At 63.3% G+C, this 23045-nt stretch carries 22 protein-coding genes and 1 pseudogene; 11 read left to right on the top strand and 12 right to left on the bottom strand.

Annotation, left to right across the window (positions count from 1 at the left end):
• The first annotated feature begins 123 nt into the window (after positions 1-123).
• Both BMX61_RS14895 and BMX61_RS14900 read left to right on the top strand, forming a co-directional pair.
• A complete protein-coding gene (locus BMX61_RS14895) occupies positions 124-1374 on the top strand; it encodes a GGDEF domain-containing protein (RefSeq protein ID WP_075626482.1) in 1251 nt (416 codons plus the stop codon).
• Positions 1375-1689: 315 nt separating this feature from the next.
• Positions 1690-2079: a diacylglycerol kinase gene (locus tag BMX61_RS14900; RefSeq protein WP_092742813.1), complete on the top strand. Its 390-nt coding sequence runs from the start codon at positions 1690-1692 to the stop codon at positions 2077-2079.
• A gap of 57 nt (positions 2080-2136) precedes the next feature.
• Here BMX61_RS14900 and BMX61_RS14905 read toward each other — a convergent pair whose 3' ends face one another.
• Entirely contained in the window at positions 2137-3672 is a 1536-nt protein-coding gene (locus BMX61_RS14905) for a sensor histidine kinase (protein ID WP_075626576.1), read from the bottom strand.
• A 79-nt stretch (positions 3673-3751) separates the two neighbouring features.
• Here BMX61_RS14905 and BMX61_RS14910 point away from each other — a divergent pair, with 79 nt between their 5' ends.
• The 5 genes from BMX61_RS14910 to BMX61_RS14930 all read left to right on the top strand — a co-directional run bounded on the left by BMX61_RS14910 (position 3752) and on the right by BMX61_RS14930 (position 6407).
• Positions 3752-4399, top strand: a complete 648-nt coding sequence (locus tag BMX61_RS14910; protein WP_075626481.1) for a thermonuclease family protein — start codon at positions 3752-3754, stop codon at positions 4397-4399.
• Positions 4400-4647: 248 nt separating this feature from the next.
• Positions 4648-5250 carry a uracil-DNA glycosylase family protein gene (locus BMX61_RS14915; RefSeq protein ID WP_075626575.1) on the top strand — a complete coding sequence of 201 codons (603 nt, stop codon included), beginning with the start codon at positions 4648-4650 and terminating at the stop codon, positions 5248-5250.
• 130 nt (positions 5251-5380) lie between these two features.
• Positions 5381-5869 carry an Lrp/AsnC family transcriptional regulator gene (locus tag BMX61_RS14920; protein ID WP_075626480.1) on the top strand — a complete coding sequence of 163 codons (489 nt, stop codon included), beginning with the start codon at positions 5381-5383 and terminating at the stop codon, positions 5867-5869.
• Between the two features lie 99 nt (positions 5870-5968).
• Positions 5969-6172 (top strand): hypothetical protein, encoded by a 204-nt coding sequence (locus BMX61_RS14925; protein ID WP_075626479.1) that lies wholly within the window; start codon positions 5969-5971, stop codon positions 6170-6172.
• Positions 6159-6407 carry an AAA family ATPase gene (locus tag BMX61_RS14930; protein WP_075626478.1) on the top strand — a complete coding sequence of 83 codons (249 nt, stop codon included), beginning with the start codon at positions 6159-6161 and terminating at the stop codon, positions 6405-6407. The genes BMX61_RS14925 and BMX61_RS14930 overlap by 14 nt, the downstream gene beginning before the upstream one ends.
• 429 nt (positions 6408-6836) lie before the next feature.
• Here BMX61_RS14930 and BMX61_RS14940 read toward each other — a convergent pair whose 3' ends face one another.
• The 3 genes from BMX61_RS14940 to BMX61_RS14950 form a co-directional block, all read right to left on the bottom strand.
• Positions 6837-7715, bottom strand: coding sequence for an NAD(P)-dependent oxidoreductase (locus tag BMX61_RS14940; protein ID WP_075626476.1), 879 nt, complete (start codon positions 7713-7715; stop codon positions 6837-6839).
• A 39-nt stretch (positions 7716-7754) separates the two neighbouring features.
• On the bottom strand, positions 7755-8570 hold the full coding sequence (locus tag BMX61_RS14945) for a class I SAM-dependent methyltransferase (protein WP_075626475.1): 816 nt from the start codon (positions 8568-8570) through the stop codon (positions 7755-7757).
• Positions 8571-8664: 94 nt separating this feature from the next.
• The gene (locus BMX61_RS14950) at positions 8665-8931 is read right to left on the bottom strand and encodes an usg protein (protein ID WP_075626474.1); all 267 of its coding nucleotides are present in this window, start codon (positions 8929-8931) and stop codon (positions 8665-8667) included.
• A gap of 211 nt (positions 8932-9142) precedes the next feature.
• Here BMX61_RS14950 and BMX61_RS14955 point away from each other — a divergent pair, with 211 nt between their 5' ends.
• Positions 9143-10126, top strand: a complete 984-nt coding sequence (locus BMX61_RS14955) for a hypothetical protein (protein ID WP_075626473.1) — start codon at positions 9143-9145, stop codon at positions 10124-10126.
• A gap of 73 nt (positions 10127-10199) precedes the next feature.
• Here BMX61_RS14955 and BMX61_RS14960 read toward each other — a convergent pair whose 3' ends face one another.
• From BMX61_RS14960 to BMX61_RS14970, 3 genes are all read right to left on the bottom strand, one after another.
• Positions 10200-11030 (bottom strand): ABC transporter permease, encoded by an 831-nt coding sequence (locus tag BMX61_RS14960; RefSeq protein WP_075626472.1) that lies wholly within the window; start codon positions 11028-11030, stop codon positions 10200-10202.
• On the bottom strand, positions 11027-11818 hold the full coding sequence (locus tag BMX61_RS14965; protein WP_075626471.1) for an ABC transporter permease: 792 nt from the start codon (positions 11816-11818) through the stop codon (positions 11027-11029). Before BMX61_RS14965 ends, BMX61_RS14960 begins: the two co-directional genes overlap by 4 nt.
• Before the next feature lie 210 nt (positions 11819-12028).
• Positions 12029-12823, bottom strand: coding sequence for an ABC transporter substrate-binding protein (locus BMX61_RS14970; protein WP_075626470.1), 795 nt, complete (start codon positions 12821-12823; stop codon positions 12029-12031).
• A 628-nt stretch (positions 12824-13451) separates the two neighbouring features.
• Between BMX61_RS14970 and BMX61_RS14975 the strand changes: the two genes are divergently transcribed.
• Positions 13452-15923, top strand: coding sequence for an OmpA family protein (locus BMX61_RS14975; protein ID WP_075626469.1), 2472 nt, complete (start codon positions 13452-13454; stop codon positions 15921-15923).
• Between the two features lie 243 nt (positions 15924-16166).
• Here BMX61_RS14975 and BMX61_RS14980 read toward each other — a convergent pair whose 3' ends face one another.
• A complete protein-coding gene (locus BMX61_RS14980) occupies positions 16167-17246 on the bottom strand; it encodes an alpha/beta hydrolase family protein (RefSeq protein ID WP_092742799.1) in 1080 nt (359 codons plus the stop codon).
• Positions 17247-17426: 180 nt separating this feature from the next.
• Positions 17427-17939, bottom strand: a complete 513-nt coding sequence (locus tag BMX61_RS14985) for a GNAT family N-acetyltransferase (protein ID WP_075626468.1) — start codon at positions 17937-17939, stop codon at positions 17427-17429.
• Positions 17940-18207: 268 nt separating this feature from the next.
• On the opposite strand from BMX61_RS14985, the gene BMX61_RS14990 reads away from it, so the two are divergent.
• Positions 18208-18969: a polysaccharide deacetylase family protein gene (locus tag BMX61_RS14990; RefSeq protein WP_083639329.1), complete on the top strand. Its 762-nt coding sequence runs from the start codon at positions 18208-18210 to the stop codon at positions 18967-18969.
• Between the two features lie 315 nt (positions 18970-19284).
• Entirely contained in the window at positions 19285-20217 is a 933-nt protein-coding gene (locus BMX61_RS14995) for an alpha/beta hydrolase family protein (protein ID WP_075626467.1), read from the top strand.
• 102 nt (positions 20218-20319) lie between these two features.
• Here the strand turns inward: BMX61_RS14995 and mobB are convergent, their stop codons facing one another.
• The 3 genes and pseudogenes from mobB to moaA all read right to left on the bottom strand — a co-directional run bounded on the left by mobB (position 20320) and on the right by moaA (position 23016).
• Positions 20320-20847 carry a molybdopterin-guanine dinucleotide biosynthesis protein B gene (gene mobB, locus BMX61_RS25080; RefSeq protein WP_075626572.1) on the bottom strand — a complete coding sequence of 176 codons (528 nt, stop codon included), beginning with the start codon at positions 20845-20847 and terminating at the stop codon, positions 20320-20322.
• 432 nt (positions 20848-21279) lie between these two features.
• Positions 21280-21963, bottom strand: a pseudogene (gene mobA / locus BMX61_RS25085) (molybdenum cofactor guanylyltransferase MobA); the annotation flags it as partial.
• Between the two features lie 3 nt (positions 21964-21966).
• Complete coding sequence (gene moaA / locus BMX61_RS15005) at positions 21967-23016, bottom strand: GTP 3',8-cyclase MoaA (RefSeq protein ID WP_075626466.1); 1050 nt, start codon at positions 23014-23016, stop codon at positions 21967-21969.
• Positions 23017-23045: the final 29 nt, after the last annotated feature.

A 23045-nucleotide genomic window follows, 5' to 3' on the forward strand; every position in this document is an offset into this window, starting at 1 on the left:
AGTTTTGCCGCGTTCTCAACTTCGCATTTAACTTTGTTCGGCATGATCTTGTTAAGGCTCTTTGGTGGGCCTCGTCGATGGGGGAGGGAGGGGCCCTCCCTCTTCAGGATGAAAGCAGGGGCCATGCCGAATTCCACAGGCCAGAGGATTACGATCAAGACTGTCGAGCGGGCGCTGGCGCGCCGATCCTGGCGGCTGCGTTTTTCCGCGGCGCTGGAGGAGGCCTTCCTGGAAGCCTATATCGACAAGCGCGTCGCCCATGCGCTGGGCTGGTGCCTGACGGCGATGCTCAGCTATGACCTGCTGCTGGTCAAGGATGCGCTGCTTCTGTCCGACCAATTCGCCGCCATGTTCATCACCCGCTGTGTTGTCTTCACAGCCGCCTGTGTAGCGCTGACCTATGCCAGGGTGAAGTGGCGCCAGCCGGACCTGCACGACATGCTGTGCTCGGCCATCTTCCTTCTCGCCGTGCTTCTGCCGCTGCTGGTGATGATCTTCAGTGACAGCCCCTATAGGGTGATCCATCAGGTCGGCACCGTGGCGGTGATGATCTATTTCGTTCTCGTCATTCGCGTGCGCTTCGCCTGGGCGTTGAGTGCGCTTCTGGTCGCCTATGTCACCCAGGTCGCCGCGATTTTCGCTTGCGGCGCCTTCGATACGGTCACCTGGCTGTCCTTTTCGCTCATGGTCGCCTGCCTCACCATATCGGCCTATATTCTCGAACGGGCTGAACGGCGCGAATTCCTGATCTTCTGGCAGGGTCGGCTGCAGCACCAGGAACTGCGCGAGGATGCCGAGCGCGACGCGCTGACCGGTCTGCGCAATCGATACGGCCTGACGGCGGATGTCGCCACCTTCTGGCAGAGTGCCATTCCGCAGTGCATCTTCGCCATCATCGTCGATATCGACCATTTCCGCCGCTTCAACGCGGAGCATGGCCATGCGCGCGCCGATCAATGCCTTCGCGCGCTGGCCCATGGGCTGCATCGCTTCACCGGCGAGCGCGTCAAGCTCTATCGCTATGGCAGCGACAAGCTCCTGCTGCTCGCGCTCGATATGACCATCGACGAGGTCTTCACTTTGGCCGACGCCGTGCGCCGTACGCCGGAAAACCTGCGCATGGCCCAACAGGCATGGCGGCCGCGCCAGGCCGTCACCGTCAGTCTCGGCGTGGCCGCGGCCGATGCGCCGAACACATCGATCGACACGCTGCTGGACCATGCCGGCATCGCGCTCGATGCCGCCAAGCGTCTTGGCGGAAACCGGATCTGGCCGCCGCAGGTGCCGTCGATCGCCGCCGCCATGCCCATCATCCCCAGCATGGATGACGATGCCGCCGATGTACCGGTCACCAAGATCGCGCTCAGCGCGTGAGCTGGCTCGCCGTCAGGCGGATCATCCAAGTCGCAATGCTGATGCGTCGGCGTCCCGCTTGCCGCGTGGCCGAAAAAGACCATGATCACGTTTCATCAAGCGGTGCGCGACGGCTTTGCCTTGCCGGATAAGACTCGCTAAGAAGAGCGGCGCCTGGGCGGGCCTCATGTTCCGCGCGGTGTGCCCAGCGGGGAAGCACACGCATTCGATCGACGGGCGCTGACAGATGCAACCTTCCAGCAGACGGCTTTCGATAAGGATGCCGGGGCAGCCGCGGAGCGACAAGGATTGACGACCATCGACCGCCCGGACCTCATGACGAAAAAGCGCACCGGCCATAAGCTGAAGGGGATCCCGCATCTTCTGGCGGCGGCAAGCTATTCCATCGGCGGCGCGCGGCGCCTGCTGGGCGAGGCGGCCTTCCGCCATGAGCTGATCGCCTTTGCCGTGGCCATGGTGGGCTTTGTCATCAGCAGCGCCACGCTGTTTCAATATGTGGCGATGGTGCTGCTTTTCCTCCTGATGATCGCCTTCGAGGCGCTGAATACCGCCATTGAGGAAATCGTCGATCGGGTCTCGCCGGAGATCTCCGACATGGGGCGCAATGCCAAGGATCTTGGATCGCTGGCCTGCCTCTGCCTGATCCTCGCCAATTCAGCCTATGCCGTCTATGTGATCTTCATCTCGCATTTCCTGCCTGTCTAAAGGCCGACCTTCGGTTTCGCACGAGCAGATGGGGCCCTATCCAGCCCACGAAAGGCTTCAGGCGAAGGAGCGGCGACGGCGCTCGACCGGCTTGGCCTGACGCACTGCTGGCAGGCTCTGCAGCACGCGCTTGGATGGGAGGATGGCGATGGCTTCGGTGCCTTCGCGCAGCTTGGAGCGCAGCAGGAATTCGCCGCCATGCTTGGCCAGAAGCGCCTGGACGATCGGCAGGCCGAGGCCCGTGCCCTGCTCGGCGCTCTTGATGGCGATGGAGCCCTGGCCGAAGGCCGAGAGCACCACCGGAATTTCCTCCTCTGGAATGCCGGGGCCATTGTCACGGATGCTGACATATTGGCCACCGCCGGCTGTCCAGCCGACCTTGACGATGATCTCTCCGCCCGCCGGCGTGAATTTGACCGCGTTGGACAGAAGATTGAGCGTTACCTGGCGGATTGCCTTCTCATCCGCCCAGACGGCCGGCATGCCGGCTTCCGCCTGTTCGCGGATGCGCAGATCTTTTCCACGAGCGCGCAGCTGCACCATGCCGATGCAGTCTTCCACCACCTCCAGAAGATGCACCGCTTCCTCGTGCAGCTCATAGCGCCCCGCCTCAATGCGCGAGAGGTCGAGGATCTCATTGATCAGATTGAGCAGATGCTGGCCGGAGCGGTGAATATCCTTCGCATATTCCTTGTAGATTGGGTTTTCGAGCGGTCCGAGCACCTCGGTGTGCATCACCTCGGAAAAGCCAAGGATCGCATTGAGCGGCGTGCGCAGCTCGTGTGACATGGAGGCGAGAAAGCGGGATTTGGCCAGGTTCGCATCCTCGGCCCGCCGGCGGGCCTCATCCGACATGGACTTCGCTACTTCCAGCTCGGCGATCAGATCGTCCTTTTCCGATTGGATCGATAGGATATGCAGATTGGCCTGCTGCATGCGGTTGGTCATGACGAGCAGGAAGATCAGCGCGACGGCGATGCCGCAGGCAAGGGCGGCGGCGCCGGGCTCCTGGTTCTGCACGGCACGCAGGATGAGAACGGCCACTGCCGGCAGAAAAGTGGCAATCAGGGCCGGCCGCAGCAGAAAGCTGCCCATGGCGCTGGCGGCAAGCCCGATGAGAAGCGCGCCGCCTTGATAATAGTCTGACAGCTCGGGTCCGCAGGAAGTGCAATCCTGCAGCGTGAAGAGGGCCCAGCTGACGCCCGTAAGTCCTTGAAGCACGATGAAGCGGCGGCGCAGCGGGGCGACGTCGCCCTCCGTAATTGCGTGTGCGCGGGCGCGCAATGCCGCGAGAACCGCCAGGCCATGCAGGCTCAGCGCCATCAGCGTCCAGCCGGCCAGACCGAAATCCTTCGACAGCGCCATGCCGACCGCGCCGGCCAGCAGAATTGCCAGCGCCACGCCCAGCGCGTTGCGGATGACGGCATCCAGATGCAGCCCCATCATCTCGCGGTTGAAGGCCGCGCTGCTGAACCGGCCGGTCTGCAGCCGTGCCCGTGTGGCGCGCACCGCCCGTGCCACGGCCCGGTTGCCGCGGGTTCGCGTTCGGTCGACAATGTTCTTGTCCGGGTTGGCGCTGGCGGTCTGAGGCATTACATCGATAAAGGTGCTGGAGGCGACAGGGTATTTGTCGGTCACTCTAGACACCAATTCTTAAGAAGATGCCTCGCCCATGCGCGCCTTCTCTCCCTTCGATCTCGCGCTGACGCTCGGCCTGTTTCTGCTGCTGTTTCTGGCCGCAGCCTATTGGGGCACGCCGGTCGGCGGGCAGAGCGAGCGGGTCGGCGCCGTCCGCGTCGTGGACGGCGATACCGTCGCTTTTCTCAAGGGTGGCGCACGGCTTCGCCTTGCCGGCATCGATGCGCCGGAACGCGAACAGACCTGCGCGCGTCCGGACGATCCGTCCTGGGGCTGCGGCGAGGATGCGCGCGCCTTTCTGGCGCAACGCGTCGGCACGGGTCCGCTGCACTGCGCGGTATCGGGCAAGGATCGCTACGGCCGCCTGCTCGGACGTTGCACCGCAGGCGGGGCGAGCGTGAACGCCGCAATGGTGGATGCCGGCCTTGCCGTCGCTTACGGCGATTACCACGCCGAAGAGGCCCGCGCCCGTGCGGCGCAGCGCGGCATCTGGGCGAGCCGCTTCGACCGGCCGGAAAACTGGCGGCGCCGGCAGCGCGCGGAAAAGGACGGCGGCACAGCCTGGGGCGCGACCCTCGATGCGGTTTTCAGCGCTCTTGGCGACGCACTGTCCGATGGACTGGAGACCTTGATGGAGCGGCTCTTCGCCCTCTTCGACAAGACAGGCCGCAACGCCGGCTGATCCCATGTTGGTCAAGCGCGCAAAGCACGGGCTGGCCTCGTGCGATCCGCCTGCCATGCCCTTGATCGGATTTGGACGGCGCTACCTTCTCAAACGGCCAATGAAAGGAAGCGCGCTGAATGGAAAGGATCATGTTAGGCGATATCATGTCAGGCGATATAAGGAGGAACAGTGAGATCGATGCGATTGACGGTCACGCAAATCCTGCGCTCGGCGATCCGCTCGCCACGGCCGCGCTCGCCCTTCGCATGGCAGGCTGTCGCCTTTGTCGCGACGCGCCGCTTGGCGGGCCGGAGCGCGCCCTGCCGCATGAACCCCGGCCGATCTTCGTGCTCTCGGCACGCGCGCCGATCCTGATTGCCAGCCAGGCACCGGGGATCCGCGCCCATGATAGCGGCGTGCCCTTCAACGACCCGTCCGGCAACCGTCTCCGGCAATGGCTGGGGGTCGACCGCGACCGCTTCTACGACCCCGACCGTTTCGCCATTCTCCCCATGGGCTTTTGCTTTCCCGGCCATGATCGGCATGGCGGCGATCTGCCGCCGCGCAAGGAATGCGCGCCCGCTTGGCGGGCCGAGGCGCTGGCCGCCATGCCCGGCGTGCGGCTGATCCTGACGATCGGCGCCTATGCCCAAGCCTATCATCTTGGTCCGAAAAGCTCGATGACCGAAACGGTGGCGGGATGGCGCGATATCCTCGCAGCGACGCAAGGACATAATTCACTGCCTGCGATCCTGCCGCTGCCGCATCCGAGCTGGCGCAACAGTGCCTGGCTGAAGCGCAATCCCTGGTTCGAAGCGGACTTGGTGCCGGAGCTTCAGCGGCGCGTGCGGACGCTGATCTCCTGGTGAAATCTGAAATTTATTTCTTTCCTTTAGACGGTATATCGATATAGAAAGAAAATTATTCCGAATTCCGACGGATGAACCCGATCAAAGCTCTGCCCGGCCTGGACAAGGCCGCGCCATAAGGACCCGCTTCATGGACCGCCTCGACCGCAAGATCCTTCGCCTGCTGCAGGAAGATTCCACCCTTGCCGTGGCCGATCTTGCCAAGAAGGTCGGCCTGTCGACGACGCCCTGCTGGCGGCGCATCCAGAAGATGGAGGAGGAGGGCGTGATCCGCGGCCGTGTCGCGCTTCTCGATCCGGGCAAGGTCAATACCAAGGTTACCGTCTTCGTCTCCGTGCGCACCAGTTCCCATTCCACCGAATGGCTGAAGCGCTTTTCCGAAGTGATGGTGGAATTTCCCGAGGTGGTCGAATTTTACCGCATGAGCGGCGATATCGACTATCTCCTTCGCGTGGTCGTTCCCGACATCGCTGCCTATGACGCCTTCTATAAGCGCATGATCGCCAAGATCGAAATCCGCGACGTCTCCTCCGCATTCGCCATGGAACAGATCAAATATACGACCCAGCTGCCGCTGGATTACATGATCCTGGAGCAGGCCAAGTCTGCGGAGGATTGAGAGACCGTTGCTGTCTTCCATCTTCGAGCCTATATTCACAGTGGCTGGCTTTGCCTGTCCACCAGGCCGATCTCGGCGCGAACGCTGAAGGATTGCACCGTGAAAGCGCTGGATTGTTTGAGAGAACTTGAAGCCCAGCTCGACAAGGTCGCTACGCAAGCCCGTCAAGAGGCGGCGGCCTGCGGCACGTCCGTCTTCTACGCGCGTTCAGGCCAAGACGGCGTTATCTTTGAGGAGACAGTGAAAGGCGAAATACGGACCGACGAGGTCGCTGAGTGCGCCGAACACCATGCTGCCGAATGATCGGCCTGAGCTCGTGGTTCTCGCCGGTCCCAATGGCGCCGGCAAATCTTCGCTTTACAAGATTGCGCGCTTTTCAGGCGTATTCATCAATGCCGACGAAATTGCGCGTAGGCTTGACCCGGAAAATCCTCAGCAAAAGTCGATGGCGGCTGGAAGACAAGCGATCCGCCGTCTCGATGAAGCCTTTTTGGCCGGCGTTGATATCGTTTACGAGACAACGTTAAGCAGTCACTAGTCTCTCAATGTTCTTCGTCAAGCGCGGACGCTACGCTACAGCATTCTCTTGCTGTTCGTGGCTTTGAGCAGCGCCGACCTGCATATTTTGCGCGTTGCGCAACGTGTTGCCGCTGGCGGACATGACATTCCCCCCGAAACCATTCGGCGACGTTACGACATCTGCTTCAAAAATCTAGCGGAGGCTTAGCCGTTATGCGATATCGCTGCGCTGTTCGACAACAGTGACAAAGTGCCTGTCAAGAAGCTTGAGCTCCATGACGGGCGACTTGATCAAACCGCGCTTCATGAGACCAGCATTCTCTATCGGCGTTTTGCGTGTGTTGTCGCGAAGGCGTACCCGGACCTGCACGGCCGCGTTTTTGCCCGTCACGGGGAACAACTTCGACCCAGCTGAAACGTCTATGTCGACGCTCTCCTGTTGTGCGTCCTACCTCTTCGCCTTCTCCAGTCGCGCCAGCAGCGAAGATGTGTCCCACCGGCCTCCGCCCATCGCCTGCACCTCGCCATAGAATTGATCGACCAGTGCGGTGACGGGCAGGGTAGCGCCGTTGCGGCGCGCTTCCGACAGGACGATGTCGAGATCCTTGCGCATCCAGTCGACCGCGAAGCCGAAATCGTAGCGTCCGTCCTTCATCGTCTTGTGACGGTTCTCCATCTGCCACGATCCGGCCGCGCCCTTGGAGATCACCTCCACGACACGCTCGATATCGAGCCCGGCAGCGGCGCCGAAATGCAGGCCTTCGGCCAGGCCCTGAACCAGCCCGGCAATGCAGATTTGGTTGACCATCTTGGTCAACTGGCCGCTGCCGACGGGACCCATCAGACCCACCATGCGGGCATAAGCGGCGATGACCGGCTCAGCCCGTGTGAATACCGCCTGCTCGCCGCCGCACATGACGGTAAGAGCGCCATTCTCGGCACCGGCCTGGCCACCGGAGACGGGCGCATCGATGAAATGGGCACCGCGATCGCGTGCCGCCGCATCGAGTTCCCGCGCCACTTCGGCCGAGGCCGTGGTGTTGTCGATGAAGATCGCGCCGGATTTCAGCGTTTCGAATGCGCCACCTTCCCCTGTGGTGACGGAGCGCAGATCGTCATCATTGCCGACACAGGCGAAGACGAAATCGGCACCCTCGGCGGCCTTGGCCGGCGTCTCCGCCATCCGCCCGCCAAAGCGCTCCACCCAGGCTTCGGCCCGCGCTTGCGTGCGGTTGAACACCGTGACCTCATGCCCGCCCTTGGTCTTCAAGTGTCCCGCCATGGGAAAGCCCATGACCCCGAGGCCGATGAAGGTGACGTTTGCCATGACTGCGCTTTCTCCTGATTTCCGTTCCGGCTCTTCGACTCAGCCTTTGAACCGCGCCACCACCAGATGGCCCGGCGTCGGCTGGCCCTGCTCCATCCGCACGGTGATCTCGCTGACCTCCAGAACTTCGAATCCGGTCGCCTCCAGCCGCTCGCGCACATAGTTTTCCGCATGGGCGAAGCGCTGGTGCGGGCCGACCATGAAGCGGCGGCCGGCGAGTATGGCTTCAGGCAGGGTCTCGCTGGAAAAGACGAAGATGCCGCCGGGCGCCATGGCCTCGGCGGCGGCGAAGAACAGCGCTTCGAGCCCGCCGAGATAGGGCAGGACGTCGGTGGCGGTGATCAGGTCGAAGGGGCCGTCATCATTGTCTTCGAGATAATCGACTGCCTCCGCCACATAGAGCGTCTCGTAAAGCTCTTTTTCATGGGCGATCTCGACCATGTTTTCCGAGAGATCGACGCCGGTGATATCTGCCGCCATGTCGCGCAGCGCGCCGCCGGTCAGCCCCGTGCCGCAGCCGAGATCGAGCATCTTCTGGAAGGGCCCGACCCCGAGCGCCTGCAGTCGCTGGCGCACCATCATCGGCACGGAATAGCCGAGCTGCTCGACAAGCACATCCTCGAAGACCTCGGCATGCTGGTCGAACAGGGTTTCGACATAGGCATCAGGCGCCTTGTCCGGCGTCTCGCCGCGGCCCATGGCGGCAATGCGCACGGCCGCGCCGCCGTGATCCTCGGGGTCGAGGGCCAGCACCTCTTCATAGGCCTTGACGGCCGCGTCCACCTCGCCAGCCTTTTCCAGCGCAAGAGCGCGGTTATAGGCTTCGGCGAGCGCCTCTTCATCGATCTTTTTCATGGCCGCGCTTCTACAGGAAGCGAAGCCCGAGCGGAACCGTTTTCGCAGCCGATGTCCCGGTTTTAACACCACGACCTGCTGGAGATGAGGCGGGTCAATTGATGACGAATTCGCCCTTCAAGGCCCGCCAATCGCTCGCCGAAATCAACTTTCGATGGACGAAGCGCACCGAATGCAGCGGCCCGTCGAGCGTCTCGCGCCAGAATTTCAGGAAGCTCTTCATCTCGGGAAAATCAGGAGCGAGATCATAATGCTGCCAGAGAAAGGTCTGGAGCAGTACCGGATGATCCGGCAGGCGATAGGTGATTTCCGCCGTGGTAAGGCCGTAGCCTCGCATCTGCAATTGCAACTCGTGTGTCATGCAGGACCTCATCTGTTTCAATGTGGTCCTTGGAAGGATGCGCCGCCAGGGTTGCGCGAGGGTTAACGAAACGACAGCCGGCTTCGAAAAATCGGGCCATCTTCAGAAATCGCTGCGTTAAGATTGTGCAATGAAATAACTTCGAATTTTAGTTGCATTTTGACTTGGTTAATTTACCGTTGGGGCAGGGGCAATAAAGGGGAACTTCTCTATGAAAACCTTGCTGCAGGCATGCAGCGCGGCGCTTTCGGCTGCGCTTATTTCGGGATGTGCAACGCATCCGCTTCCGGATGCTGTTACGGATGACACAGTAACCATCGTGAACAAGGTGCGTTGTGAGGCAGGGGATGCGGTGATCATCGCGATGGCCGCACATCTTGAAAAGACCGGTTATAATGAGGATGCAAAATTTGCACGGAAACTGAAACTCAAACGGGCGACCGCAGCGGAGCTCATGGAGCCAGATGGAAGCGGAAAAATATCTCGCATCGCTCTGAATTATTTCAAGAAATATGTCCGAGGTGTTATTGTTTACGATTTCGACCTCGATATTGAAAATGAGAGAACACATGGTTTTGGCGTTACAAAAGTAAGTGAAAATCTTCGGAGAGCGTTCGACTACAAGGTCGGCGGAAGCTTGGACCTCAAACATCAAGCACGTCGGCAGTTTCGTATCCTTGATAAGTTTTCCGACTTAGTAGCGTTGTACAAAAATAATCAATGTAGCTCGTCGGTACCACTTAGCCCTAATTATCCGATCGCAGGGAAGATCGGTCTTCTGGAGTCAATTAAAACGTTCATCGCGATAAATGACGGAGCAAAAGTTGAAGCTGGAGCAGACAGAAAAGCGAATGTCACAAATTATACCGACGAACTGACATTCACAACTCTGAGAAAAGGCAATGCGGATCCGACGGTGGTCTTCATTGCTGGCGCAGCTGCCAAATTGACGACAAATCTAGACTGGACCAACAGCTTTAGTCGACAGGATACGCATAAGATCATTTTCTCGATCGAGATTCCGCTTCAAGAGAACGATGCACTTGAAGATCAGAAAAAGACGATTGCGAGAGCGCAAAATCGCTCTTCAGGCGAGCCAAGCAGCGTGACGCCTAACAGTCCGGCTGCGCGTGCCATTCAAAATCTTAACGAGAAATATAGGAGAGACTATTACCTTAAGCTTGATGAGCTTTAATGTCGAATAAATCGGGAGGAGAGACAATGTCAATTGCCTCTCCTCCCGCGTCAAACCTTGCAGCAATATAATATTACCGCTTCAAATGCCGTGTCAGCCGCCGCTCCAGCACGGTCCAGAGATTGCGGAGGATCTCGACGATCATCAGGTAGAGCAGTGCTGCCCAGAAATACATCTGATAGTCGAAGGTGCGCGAAAAGGCGCGGCGGGTTTCGCCCATGAGGTCGAAGACCGTGACGATGGCGACGATGGCCGAGCCCTTGATCATCAGGATGATCTCGTTGCCATATGGGCGCAAGGCCACGATCAGGGCCTGGGGCAGGATGATCTTCAGGAAGCTGATGCGCGGCGAAAGGCCGAGCGAGGCCGCGCCTTCGCTCTGGCCGCGCGGCACACTCTCGATCGCGCCGCGCAGAATTTCGGCCTGGTAGGCGGCCGTGTTGAGCGTGAAGGCGAGCAGGGCGCAATACCACGCCTCGCGGAAGAACCACCAGAGGCCCACGGCATCCAGTTCCGGCCGGAAGCTGCCCAGACCGTAATAGACCAGGAAAAGCTGAGCGATGATCGGCGTGCCGCGGAAGAAATAGACATAGACATAGCTTGCCCAGAAGGCGATCGGATTGCGCGACATGCGGCCGAAGGCGAGGGGCACGGACAGGAAGGCGCCAAACAGGATCGACAGTGACACCAGCGTCAGTGTCACGCCGAGGCCGGAGAGGAGCTTCGGCCCGTAGCTAACGAACTTCTCGGTGTCCCAGCCTTGCGCCGCCCCGATTGCGATGCCGACGCCGGCGGCCAGCCAGACGCCGAGGAGGATGCGGCCGAGCAGCCGTTCGGCGGTATAGGGCTTGGCCGCCTCGGGCGGCGGCGCCTGGGGCTCGATCAGACGGTCTGTCACGCTCATCGCATTGCCTCCGAGCGCCGCGCGCGCCGTTCCAGATAGGAGAACACCAATGAGGTGGCGAGCGCCAGGATGATGAACAGCAGGCAGGCGAGGCTGAAGAACTCGAAGGCGCGCTTGGTCACGCGCGCGGCGATGCCCGTCTGGCGCAGAATGTCCGGCAGGCCGATGACCGAGACCAGGGCCGTGTTTTTCAGCAGTTCCATCCAGAGATTTCCAAGTCCCGGCAGCGCCACCCGCAGCAATTGCGGCAGAACGATCAGCCGCATGGTGCGGCCGCGTGACAGGCCGAGCGCATAGCCCGCTTCATATTGGCCAAGCGGAATGGCATTGAAGGCCGATTCCAGCACCTCGGACGCATAGGCGGCAAAGACGACGCCGAGTGCCACCATGCCCGCCGCAAACGCATTGATTTCCACCGGTCCCTGATAGCCAAGCGTGCCGAGGAACCGCTGCACCATGATCTGCAGGCCGTAATAGACGATGAAAAGCGTTAGGAGCTCCGGCAGGCCGCGAAACAGGGTCGTGTAGATGTTGGCGGCGCGGCGCAGCGAGGGTTCCTGGGAGCGTTTGGCCAGCGCCACGAAGAAGCCGAAGACCAGGCCGAAGGGCAGGGTGGCCAGTGCCAGAAACACGGTGATCTTGAAACCACTGGCGATTTCATCGCCCCAGCCGGCATCGCCGCAGGCCAGCAGCGAGCCGCCGGCAAACCAGGTAAAGACGCCTGCCGGCCCGCAAAAAGGATCCAGCAGGGTGGTAAGCCGCTCCAGCGCAGCGGTGATGGCATCCATGCGCAATGTCCCCGGATGGCGTGGTAGGACGCGCCCTAGCCGATCGGCCTCAAGGCGCGGGTTCACGCTTCTTCGTCTTTGTCCTGCTTTTCTTAGCGTCTTGTCCCGCCGCTGCAAGGGGCAAGCGCGCAGACTGGGGCCGCACCGCCAGATGCTGCAGGCGTCCATATCCGGATGCCCAGGTCGGGCATCCGGACCGGAGGCTTTGGTTTATTGCGCGTTTTCGGCGCCATAGGCGTCGAAGGTGAAGTATTTGTCGTTAACCTTCTTGTATTCGCCATTGGCGCGGATCGCCTTGATCGCGGCATTGAACTTCTCGCGCAGCGCGTCATTCCCCTTGCGCAGGGCGATGCCGGCGCCCGGGCCGTTGATCACGGGATCGATCGGCAGGGTGCCGAGCAGCTTGCAGCAGGCGCCATCCGGCGTCTTCAACCATTCGGACAGAACTACGACATCGTCGATCGCGCCGTCGATGCGCCCATTGGCAAGATCGAGCTTATATTCGTCAGCGGTCGGATAGAGCTTCAGCTCAGCGCCCTTCAGATGCGCTTCGGCATAGTTGGAATGGGTGGTGGAGCTTTGCGCGCCGAGCGTCTTGCCGGCGAAGGCCTCGGCCGTAGTGGCGGTGATCGCGCTGTCCTTGGGCACGGCGATGGCCGGCGGCGTGTTGTAGTACTTATCGGTAAAGTCGACCTTCTGCTTGCGCTCCTCGGTAATCGACATCGAGGCGATGAAGGCGTCGAATTTCTTGGCGCTCAGCGCGGGAATGGCACCATCCCATTCCTGCGCGACGAAGGTGCAGTCGGCCTTCATCTGGGTGCAGAGCGCGCGGGCGATGTCGACATCGAAGCCGGACAGCGTGCCGTCGGCGCCGAGCATGTTGAAGGGCGGATAGGCGCCTTCCGTGGCGATCACGATCTTCTCGCCGTCGGCCATGGCCGAGCCCGCCGAGAGCGTGAGAAGGGCCGCGGCGGCGGCAAGGGCGAAGCGTTTGGACATGCGCATGTCGATCCTCTCTGTTTCGGGCACCCGTCTTTGGGTTTGGTGTTCGGTGCCCTGATCCCGGCTGTAAGCCGGTTGCCACGATCATCCTACGGCATCGGGATAAAAATCAACAGCAAACAAGCCTTTGTACGCCGTCAAGCGGCGGCAGAGGCTCGCTCTCCCCTAGCTTTTCCCCTGTTTCATCGGTCAAGCAAGACTGACTTTGTGGCGACCCCGGCAACAGGATGCTGCAGCCGCGCGGGCGATCCGATCCGGCGCTCGTCTTGCCGATGATCGGGCGCGGATGCCGAAGCCTGTCTGCCCGCTGTCGAACGCGTCAAATCGGTGCGGCATCGCTCTGCACAGATACGCCTGCAGTTCTTGAGTGCCGGGGGCGGCTATCAGCGGTTTTTCACGCGATCTGATGAAAGCATGCGCTGATACACCCCTTTGAAAGCGCGGGACGACGCCTATGTCCGGGCAGATGAACGGGGCATTCATCACCGATTCATGCAGGCCCGCTTAAGCGTGGGCAACAAGAAGCCATCGCGCCGCCTTCTTTTCCGCGCAGAGCCGGCCCGAAAAGGGGCCGGCGGCACGGACAAGAGCGCATCGCCAGACGGACCTCTTCATGCGAGGAAAGACCCAAATGAGCAATCGATCGCGACTTTTCGCTTCCGTGGCCTTGCCGATCCTGGCGGCGACGGTGGCTTTCCAGCCTGCCTTGGCCGACAGCCAGCGGGCGCCCGTCCAGCTTGCACCCGTTCAACTGGCGCAGGCCGATCCGGGCGACGCGCCGCAGGGCGGGGACAATCCGGAAGAGCTTCGCCGCAAGCGCCGTGAGGAGCGCCAGCGCGAGCAGCAGGGCGATCAGGGCGGCCGCGCCGGCGCCGAGCAGGGTGGCCGCGATGCAGGTCCTTCCGACGAGGATCGTCAACGCATCCGCGAGGAACGCCGCAAGCAACGCGAAGCCGACCAGCAGCAAGGCCAAGGCGGCGACCAGCCGCAGCGCCGCCAGCAGGCCGCGCCCGACGGCGGCAACGACAATGGCCCCTCGGCCGAAGAACGCCAGCGCATCCGCGAAGAGCGCCGCAAGCAGCGCGAGGCGGACCAGCAGCAGGGCCAGGGCGGCGAACAACCGCAAGGCAAGGGCGGCGATCAGCCACAGCGCCGCCAGCAGGCCGCGCCAGATGCCGGTAATGACAATGGTCCCTCAGCCGAAGAGCGCCAGCGTATCCGTGAGGAGCGTCGCAAACAGCGCGAGGCGGACCAGCAGCAGAACGGCGATCAGCCGAACGGACAGCAGCCAAACGGGCAGCGTCCGCCGCGCGGTGGCGATCAGCCTGCGCCAGCCGGCAATGACGGCCAGCAGCCATCCGATAAGGATCGCCAGCGCATTCGCGAGGAGCGCCGCAAGCAGCGCGAGGCCGATCAGCAGAAGCAGCAGAACGGTGACCAGCCTGATGCCGTCCAGCGCCCGCCGCGCGGCGATCAGGCAGCGCCGGCCGATCAGAATGGCCAGCCGCAGCCTTCCCCCGAGGAGCGCCGCAAGCAGCGCGAGGCAGATCGTCAGCGCCAGCAGGGCGATGCCCCTCAGCCCGGCCAGCCGGCTGCCCGTGATGGCCAGAACGCCCAGCCGGGCCGCAATGCGCAGCCCGATCCGAATGCCCAGCCGGCCCAGCCCGGTAACCCGCCGCCGCGCGACCGTCAGCGTCCCGGAGATCAACGTCCGGGAGATCAGCAGCCGGGTGATGCCGGGCCGGATGGCGCCGCCCCGCGCGATGGCCGCCGCGCCGGCGACCGCACCGACCAGCTGACACCGGACGAGGTACGCGACCTCGAACAGTTGTCCCCGGCCGAGCGTGAAAAGCTGCGCGAAGAGCGTCGCGTGCGCCGCGATCTGCCCGACGTGCCGACGCAGGAACGCCAGCGCATTGCCCGCGATCCGGCCAAGACCGACGACACGGTGGTGCTGCCGGTGCAGAACGGCGCGGCCGTGCTCGATAGCGACAAGGATGCCGATAGCCGCGGTGGCCAGCAGGCCCGCGAGCGCCGACGCGCCGAGCGCGAGCAGCTGCGCGAGGAGCGGGGCAACATCGCCCTGCCGAAGAACGATGCCGACGCCCAGGCCCCGATGCGCGAACGCGGTATCGACCGCGACCAGATCGACGAGGCCCTGCGCGAGCGTGGCCGCCGTGTCGAGCGCGCACCGCAGTTCGACCTGCAGGACGCCATCGATGCCTTTACCGGCAATGATCGTCCGCGCCCGCGCATCGAAGAGCGGCGCAACAATCGCACGGTCATCGATTTCGGCGACGAAATCATCGTGCGTGGCGACGACCGGGCCCGCCTTCGCCGTGACTCGCAGGACACCTATTACGAAGAGCTGCCGCGCGGTCGCTCACGCGAGGTTATCGAACGGCCGAACGGCACGCGCATCATCACCATCTATAATTCTTATGGCGATGTGGTCCAGCGCACCCGCGTGGACCGCGACGGGCGGGAATATCTGATGGTTTATGCCGATGATGCGGATGACGACCGTCCGCGTCCGCCGATCTACGACGCGGGCGAAGACCTGCCGCCGATGCGCCTGCGCGTTCCGCTCGACGACTATATCGTCGACACCTCCTCGCAGCCTGACCGGGATTACTACAGCTTCCTGGCCGAGCCGCCGGTCGAGCGCGTCGAGCGCACCTATTCGATCGACGAGGTGCGCAACTCCGCCCGCATTCGCGACAAGGTGCGCCGCATCGACCTGGATACGATCACCTTTGCCACCGGCAGCTCTGAGGTGCCGATGTCGCAGGCCAAGACGCTGCGCAGCGTTGCTGACGCGATGCTGGAGGTGATCAAGAAGGATCCGGGCGAGACCTTCCTGATCGAAGGCCATACCGATGCGGTGGGTTCGGATGAATCCAACCTCGTTCTGTCCGACGAGCGCGCCGAATCCGTCGCCTCGCTGCTGACCGAGGTCTACAACATCCCGCCGGAAAACCTGGTGACTCAGGGCTATGGCGAACGCTACCTGAAGGTGCTCACCAACGGCCCCTCCCAGGAAAACCGTCGCGTCACCATCCGCCGCGTCACCCCGCTGGTGCGCCCAGTGGCTCAGCGCTAAGCAACCTCGACGCCTATTTTTCAAGGGCCCGGCTTCGGCCGGGCCCAAGATCATGCAGGTGTGGATCTATGGCGAACCGTGATGCTCAAGTCTGTCCGACGATCCGCATCGGTTTTCGTCGCAGACAGCGAATCTAGATGACAAGTACGAGGTTGATGCCGGACTTTGCATGGTATCCCTTTGATGCGTCCGGCATATCTGGATACCAGGGTGACGTTGGTCCTCCTGGCTGGTTGTCTTCCTTTACTGGGAGTTGCTCCCCAGTCCCTGCTTGAAGGCCTTGGCTACCATCTCCACCAGCTCCGCATGAATCGCCGTGCGCGCCCTTCCGCCGCCATCCGCGCAGATCGGTTCGTCGATCTCCTGGGCCTTTGCCTGTTCGGCGGCGCCAGCCTTGCAGGTGGGAAACAGGCTGAAATGGCTGGCATCGTCGATGGTCGCATAGCTTGAGCCGGCGATGGCGGCGGCGATTCCGTCCGCGCGGACGGTCTCCTGCAGAGCGTCAGGCCGGCCGAGATTGACAAGGACCACAGGCACATCGATTGCCTTGAAGCTTGCGGGGTCGAAGACATCGACGGGTGCCGGATCGATTGCCATGACGAAACCGATGCGTCGGTTGCGATTGTCCCGTGCCGCCTGGCTCAGATCCATGCGATGGAGATCGACACCACTCATCCTCATCCACTGGCAGAGCGAAGCATTGCGCGTGTCGTCGTCGCAATAGCCCGCGAGCCTTTCGGAATCGAGCCGCGCGCCGGCGATGGCCAGCGCCGTATTGCCGCCCATCGACAGGCCGAGCAGGCCGATTGTGCCGGGTGCAAGATGACCGGCGAAGGCCGGCGTCGCCTGGACGGCCTCAAGGGCCGCGCCGACATCGCCAGGCCGCAGCCAGAGCTTGATCGTCTGTTCTGCCGAGCGATGGGCGCCGCCATTGCCGGGATGGGTTGGCGCGGCGACGATGAAGCCCTGATCGGCAAGCGCAGCCGCCATCCAGCTCATTGCATCAGGCGTGCCGCCGAGGCCTGCCCCATGCGACAGCAGGATCAGCGGATATGGCCCGGCGGCGACCGGCGCGTCCTTCCAAGCCGGCGTCCCATCGAAGAAGGCGTTGTCACCAGAGAGCACAGGCGTGCCGCCCGGTTCGGCCGGATACCAGACCGTGACAGACAAGGGCTGGCCGCGTTCGCGGGACGGCGCCTCGATCTTGCTGACGCCGACTTGATGTCGCTCGGCGGACGGTCCGGCGGCAGCTGACGCGGGCAGGGCGAAGCCCGCGAGGAGGGCCAGAAACGTCGCGGTCAATATGGTCTTGTCGATGGTCATGGGGCGGCCTCGCGTTGATTGCGGATCCGGCGAAGGGCATCGACCTGTGTCTTGCCTGCCGGAGGCTCAACGCTTGGATCAGCACTGCCGTGCCGTCGTCCTCGAACAGGATGCTGCGCGTCCTCGATCCTGCTTGAGGACGTCTGAGGCGCTGGCAGGCAGGAGCCGTCGCGCGGCCGATCAGACCTGTGTGTCCGGACCAACCGCAAAGGCCTCGTGGAAATCGACCTGGCCCGCTGGCATCTGTCCGTCGAAGGCCAAAGCGAGGAAGTATTCCGCAGGGGCGTCCTCGTAGAACAGCCCGTCGACCGCTCGAAATCCGAAGCGTCCGTAATAGGCGGGATCGCCCAGCAAAACGCAGCCTTGGGCGCCCAACTGTTGCAGCTGCTTCAACCCCGTACGGATCAGGGCGCCGCCCAAGCCCTGCCCCTGCCGGTCCGGCCGCACGGAAATCGGGCCGAGTCCGACCCAGCCTTCGTCGCGGCCATCAAGCCGGACCGGCGAGAACGCGACATGGCCAAGGATAGTGCCTGCATCCTCGGCAACCAGCGAGAGCGAGAGGGCGTCGGCGGCACGTAGCGTGGCGATGATCTCCGCCTCCGTACCGCTGCTGTAAGCCACCTTCGCAAAGGCCATCTTGGTCAGGGCGCGAATGGCGGACACATCCTCTGCCGTCTCAGGGCGGATTAGCATGACGGTCTCCTTGCGCCGCGCGCTGGAAGGTCTGTTGCCCGTGCCGCACATGGCCTCGCCGGCGCGACGCGGGCGGGCGCATGCTCCCGCCGGCACACAGCGGCTGTGCACATTGGCAACACGCGCCGGTCTCTTCGAAAGCACGTGCGATTTTCATCGTCTCTTGCCCTGATTTTGCGCTAATCCAGCGACACTGCATAGGGGCCGCATCGAGATCGGCCTGATCGATATAGACCCATTCGACATGGGTCGCCTGGAGACATTGTTCATGCGCCGCCGTCCTCTGCCTCTGATCTGCCTGGTCGGCGTCCTGTCTGCTGCCGGTGCGCTGGTTTCCGCACCCGCCTTTGCCGGCAAAGACGGGCTTTTGGAACCGAGCCTGAAGCTGGCCGGACGTGGCACAGGCGCGCCGAGGGTGGCGCTGACCTTCGATGCTTGCATGGGCGCGGCAGACCAACGCATTCTTTCGACGCTGATCGACAACCGCATTCCCGCGACGATCTTCGTCACCGCGCGCTGGTTGAAGCGCAATGGGGACGTGCTGGCCGTGCTGCGCGCGCATCCGGATCTGTTCGAACTCGAAAATCACGGGGCGATGCATGTGCCGGCGGTGGACAAGCCCGTGGCGATCTATGGCATTCCCGCTGCCGGCTCGCCCGAGGCCGTGGCGGCCGAGGTCAATGGCGGCGGCGGGGCGATCCTTGCCGCCGGCGCGCCGGCGCCGCATTGGTTTCGTGGGGCGACAGCCAAATACACCGCCTCCTCGATCGCCCAGATCCGCAGCCTCGGCTATGAGGTCGCAGGCTATTCTCTGAACGGGGATGACGGCTCCCTGCTCGGTGCACGCGCCGCCGCCCACCGTATTTCCGCCGCGCGGGACGGCGATGTGATCATCGCCCATATCAATCAGCCGAGCCATGCAGCCGGCGAGGGCGTGGCCGAGGGAATCCTGGCCTTGAAGGCACGTGGGTTCACCTTCCTGCGGCTGGATGAAGCCCGCGAACAAGGCAGCCATGCCACGGTGAACTGAGGGCGGACTGTGGCTGGTGCATGGATGTGATTCATCCAACGCGTCTAAACCCATGTAAAGACTGATTTGTTGGACAGCCTTTAGCCGGGGCGGGAGCCCTGGCGCTAAGCATTTGCTGCCTGCCCGTCATTTTGGGCCATCCGAGCCCGATGGCAGGATCAGGGCAAAGGCCTGCGCCATGTTCACGCGGTTTTCCTCTGCCTCCAGCCTTGTATCAAAATCCTGTACCGCCTTGTCCGCAGTCTGCTCCAAGTCTCTGTTTCGACACAAAGACGAGGAGAAATCGCCTGGCTAGACGATGAGGATAGAGCGGTCATGAGCGAGACAAACGAGACGGACGGGCGGGATAAAATCAGGCTGGCCGGGCTCTCACGTCGACAGATGCTGGCAGGTGCAGGTGCCATTGGCATGATGCCGCTTGCGCTTTCGGCAGAGGCTGCCGAAGAACCGCCTCTCATCCACGAGGATTATGGCACGGCCCGGCGCGGCTTCCGCACGCGGCTTCTCAAGAAAGGGCCGGCGCCGGATCAGGGCGATCCCCTGACGCCACCTCCGGAAGCGGATGCCATCGGCTATGGCTCAGACGGGCTGTCGCTCACCGCCTGGGTGTCGAAGGGCCATGCCGATCCCGGCAGGAAAAAGCCCGGTGTGCTCGTCCTCCATGGCGGCAATGCCATCTGGCACGGCCATTGGGATCTCACATCCGCCTATCGCAAGGCCGGCTATGTCGCGCTGATGCCGGTGCTGCGCGCGGAAAATGGCCAGGACGGTTTCTTTTCCGGCTTTTACGACGAGGTGGATGATGTCCTTGCGGCCGCCCAACGCCTGCGGGGTCTGCCCTCAGTCGATCCGGACAGGCTCTACCTTGCCGGCCACAGCGTCGGCGGCACGTTGACCCTGCTTACCGCGCAGGCGACACCGCTCTTTCGCGCGGCCTCCGCCTTCTCGCCCAATCCCGACGCCCGCGCCTTCTTCCGGCATTTCGCCGAGGATATTCGCTTCGATACGACGAACCCACGCGAATTCGACCTGCGCTCGCCGGTCTGCTTCGCGGAAAGCTTCAAGTGCCCGGTGCAGATGCTGCATGGCAGCGCCGAGACGCGCACCGACGCCGTCATCCGCTTAACCGCGGCGCGCGCCAAGGCCAAGGGTCTGGACCTGCGCCATGGTATCGTCGAGGGCACACATATGTCGGCGCTCGACGGGGAGATCGCCGAAAGCCTGGCGTTCCTCAAGGGGTTTGCCTGAGAGCGGCACGCTCGGCATGAATGCGGCTGGTGCGCACCCTTCGCTCTGGCTTGTCGGCGGATCTTCATGGCCACCCAACGGCGCTGAAGGGCGCGCCGGCATCTACCCGGCGCTTAGCCCCAGCCGCTCGGCCGCCAGGTCGGCAATGGCCTCGGTGTCGTCGAGGTCAAGCACCGGCACGGCTGCATCCTCGGCCGGATGATCGGCAGCGATGGCAAAGATGGTCGGGTCCGTGGGCGCGAGCGGCTCCTGGGAGCGCGCGTCCCGCCGGCGGGCTTCGATCTTGGGGATCGGCTCGCGCTTGTAGCCTTCGACGATCACCAGATCGACGGGCGCCATGCGGGCGAGAATGGCGATCAGGTCGGGCTCGGCTGCGCCCGCGAGCTCGTGCATGATGGCAAAGCGCGCATTGGAGACGACGGCCACTTCGCGCGCGCCTGCCTGGCGATGGCGATGGCTGTCTGCGCCGGGTCGGTCGATGTCGAAATCATGATGAGCGTGCTTGATGGTCGAGACCGTCAGCCCTCGCCGGATGAATTCGCCGACGAGCCGTTCGACCAGCGTTGTCTTGCCGGAATTCTTCCAGCCGGTGACGCCGAGCACCCGCTGCGGCCGGCGTTGCGGCTCGATCTCCGCCTGATCCTCCCCATCGCCTGCGGCGGGCAGATCGACCGCCTTCATCGAGGAGCTTCGCGAACCCCTATCGTCGACCTTACGGGCTGCGCCGGGCTGCTCGCGGTGGGCATGTCCTTTTGACTTGAGGGTCGGCCGCTCGGCCTCGATCCACGCCGCATCTGTCTTCTCCTCAGCCTCGCCGGCTGCTGCTCGGCCCGCCGCCGACTCGCCTCCAGCCGGATGAACCACCGCCACACGGCGCGGACCTGGGCTGGTCAACTGGGGCAGAGGCTCCTGAATCCGCGTCCAGTCCTCCGGCAGCTCATGCTCGCCAGTCTTCTGGCGTGTCTCTATGCCCTTGGGCTGCCGCATCGTCGCGGTGGCAACATGCAGGATGGGCTCGTCTCGGGTCGCCGCCAGCCGCGCCCCGGCGCGGGCGAGATCGTCGGGTGTGTTGAGATTGTCGAAGGGGTCGCGTCCGTCCTGGCGTTCGAACGTAACGACGACATGCGGATGGCGCTCGATGAAGCCGCGCACCCGGCGCTTGGGGTCGGTGAGGATAAAGCTGCGCAAAGCGTCAGCAAGCCCGATAGGCCAAAGCGCCACGATCGGATGCCAGACATCATCCGTCGCCGCCACGGCAATGGCTTCGCGCCCCTGTACTGCCGCCGCCAGCCGGGCGATCAAGTCTCCGGGCAGGAAGGGCGTGTCTACCGGCACGGTCGCCACATGGCGGGCATCGGGCGCCGCCTGTCGGGCAAAGCGCATGGCGGCAAGCACACCGGCAAGCGGGCCCGGGCGACCGGGCAGGGGATCGGCCACCACCGGAAGCCCCTCTGCCTCTTCGGGTGCAAAGAGCCCATCGGCCAGAATGTCATCCGGCCCGTTGAGCGCGACAGGCCCGGCCTGTGGCCGCAGCCTTTCGAGCAGATGCGCAATCATCGGCCGCCCGGCAAGCGTGACAAAGGCTTTGTCCTGCCCCATGCGGCGCGACAGGCCGCCGGCCAGGATGACCAGAGGCAGAGCGCTGGCAGGAGGATTGGCGGCTGGCTTTGCGCGCACAGCCTTTGGATCTGGGATGGATGCCGTCAGCGGCGAAGGGGCTGGGTCGAAGGCGTTCGGCGCGCTCATCGCTCAGCCGCCGGTCACGCTCATATGGCGGGCAACGGACGGCCTCTGCGTGCGGTCGATGATGAAATCATGACCTTTCGGCTTGCGCAGGATCGCTGCGTCGATTGCCGCATGCAGGGCTGCGTCATCCGGCGTGGCACGCAGCACAGCGCGCAGATCCGCCGCATCCTCCTGGCCCAGACACATATAGAGCGTTCCCGTGCAGGTCAGCCGGACACGGTTGCAGCTCTCGCAGAAATTATGGGTCATGGGGGTGATCAGGCCCAGACGTCCGCCCGTCTCTGCCACGCGCAGATAGCGCGCCGGGCCGCCTGTGCGGTGCGTGTCCTCGATCAGCGTGAAGCGCTCGGCCAGACGCGCGCGCATCTCCGACAGCGGCATGTAATGCTCGGTCCGATCCTCGCCGGTCTCGCCCAGCGGCATGGTCTCGATCAGCGTCAGATCCATGCCCTCGCCATGCGCCCAGCGCAGCATCTCGGGGATTTCCTGGTCGTTGATGCCCTTGAGCGCCACGGCATTGATCTTGATGCGGATGCCGGCGGCCTGCGCGGCCTGGATGCCTTCGAGCACAGGCCCGAGGTCGCCGCGCCGGGTGATGGTGCGGAAGAGGTCGGGCTTCAACGTGTCCAGCGAGACGTTGATGCGGCGCACGCCGCAATCGGCCAGCTCAGTGGCAAAGCGCGACAGCTGCGAGCCATTGGTGGTCAGCGTCAACTCTTCCAGCCGGCCGGCATGGACATGGGCGCCCAAGGCCCGCACCAGCATCATGACATTGCGCCGCATCAAGGGCTCGCCGCCGGTCAGCCTCAGCTTGCGCACGCCGCGTGCCACGAAGGCCGAACAGAGCCGCTCCAGCTCTTCCAGCGTCAAAAGCTCCTTGCGCGGCAGAAACGTCATCTGCTCGGCCATGCAATAGGTGCAGCGAAAGTCGCAGCGGTCGGTTACGGAGACGCGCAGATAGGTAATCGACCGTCCGAAGGGATCCACCATCGGCGGGGGTGCCGAGGCCGGCAGGGGCACATGCCCGCGTCTGTCGATGATGAGCGTCGTCATGAATTCTCCTTAAACCCACCGCGGCCACG

It is taken from the genome of Xaviernesmea oryzae, assembly GCF_900109605.1.
Lineage (GTDB): Bacteria > Pseudomonadota > Alphaproteobacteria > Rhizobiales > Rhizobiaceae > Xaviernesmea > Xaviernesmea oryzae.

Bases quoted from the DNA above. Each gene is read 5' to 3' on its own strand.
- BMX61_RS14895 (WP_075626482.1), top strand. From the start codon at position 124: ATGCCGAATTCCACAGGCCAGAGGATTACGATCAAGACTGTCGAGCGG.
- BMX61_RS14900 (WP_092742813.1), top strand. From the start codon at position 1,690: ATGACGAAAAAGCGCACCGGCCATAAGCTGAAGGGGATCCCGCATCTT.
- BMX61_RS14905 (WP_075626576.1), bottom strand. From the start codon at position 3,672: ATGCCTCAGACCGCCAGCGCCAACCCGGACAAGAACATTGTCGACCGA.
- BMX61_RS14910 (WP_075626481.1), top strand. From the start codon at position 3,752: ATGCGCGCCTTCTCTCCCTTCGATCTCGCGCTGACGCTCGGCCTGTTT.
- BMX61_RS14915 (WP_075626575.1), top strand. From the start codon at position 4,648: ATGGCAGGCTGTCGCCTTTGTCGCGACGCGCCGCTTGGCGGGCCGGAG.
- BMX61_RS14920 (WP_075626480.1), top strand. From the start codon at position 5,381: ATGGACCGCCTCGACCGCAAGATCCTTCGCCTGCTGCAGGAAGATTCC.
- BMX61_RS14930 (WP_075626478.1), top strand. From the start codon at position 6,159: ATGCTGCCGAATGATCGGCCTGAGCTCGTGGTTCTCGCCGGTCCCAAT.
- BMX61_RS14940 (WP_075626476.1), bottom strand. From the start codon at position 7,715: ATGGCAAACGTCACCTTCATCGGCCTCGGGGTCATGGGCTTTCCCATG.
- BMX61_RS14945 (WP_075626475.1), bottom strand. From the start codon at position 8,570: ATGAAAAAGATCGATGAAGAGGCGCTCGCCGAAGCCTATAACCGCGCT.
- BMX61_RS14950 (WP_075626474.1), bottom strand. From the start codon at position 8,931: ATGACACACGAGTTGCAATTGCAGATGCGAGGCTACGGCCTTACCACG.
- BMX61_RS14955 (WP_075626473.1), top strand. From the start codon at position 9,143: ATGAAAACCTTGCTGCAGGCATGCAGCGCGGCGCTTTCGGCTGCGCTT.
- BMX61_RS14960 (WP_075626472.1), bottom strand. From the start codon at position 11,030: ATGAGCGTGACAGACCGTCTGATCGAGCCCCAGGCGCCGCCGCCCGAG.
- BMX61_RS14965 (WP_075626471.1), bottom strand. From the start codon at position 11,818: ATGGATGCCATCACCGCTGCGCTGGAGCGGCTTACCACCCTGCTGGAT.
- BMX61_RS14970 (WP_075626470.1), bottom strand. From the start codon at position 12,823: ATGCGCATGTCCAAACGCTTCGCCCTTGCCGCCGCCGCGGCCCTTCTC.
- BMX61_RS14975 (WP_075626469.1), top strand. From the start codon at position 13,452: ATGAGCAATCGATCGCGACTTTTCGCTTCCGTGGCCTTGCCGATCCTG.
- BMX61_RS14980 (WP_092742799.1), bottom strand. From the start codon at position 17,246: ATGACCATCGACAAGACCATATTGACCGCGACGTTTCTGGCCCTCCTC.
- BMX61_RS14985 (WP_075626468.1), bottom strand. From the start codon at position 17,939: ATGCTAATCCGCCCTGAGACGGCAGAGGATGTGTCCGCCATTCGCGCC.
- BMX61_RS14990 (WP_083639329.1), top strand. From the start codon at position 18,208: ATGCGCCGCCGTCCTCTGCCTCTGATCTGCCTGGTCGGCGTCCTGTCT.
- BMX61_RS14995 (WP_075626467.1), top strand. From the start codon at position 19,285: ATGAGCGAGACAAACGAGACGGACGGGCGGGATAAAATCAGGCTGGCC.
- moaA (WP_075626466.1), bottom strand. From the start codon at position 23,016: ATGACGACGCTCATCATCGACAGACGCGGGCATGTGCCCCTGCCGGCC.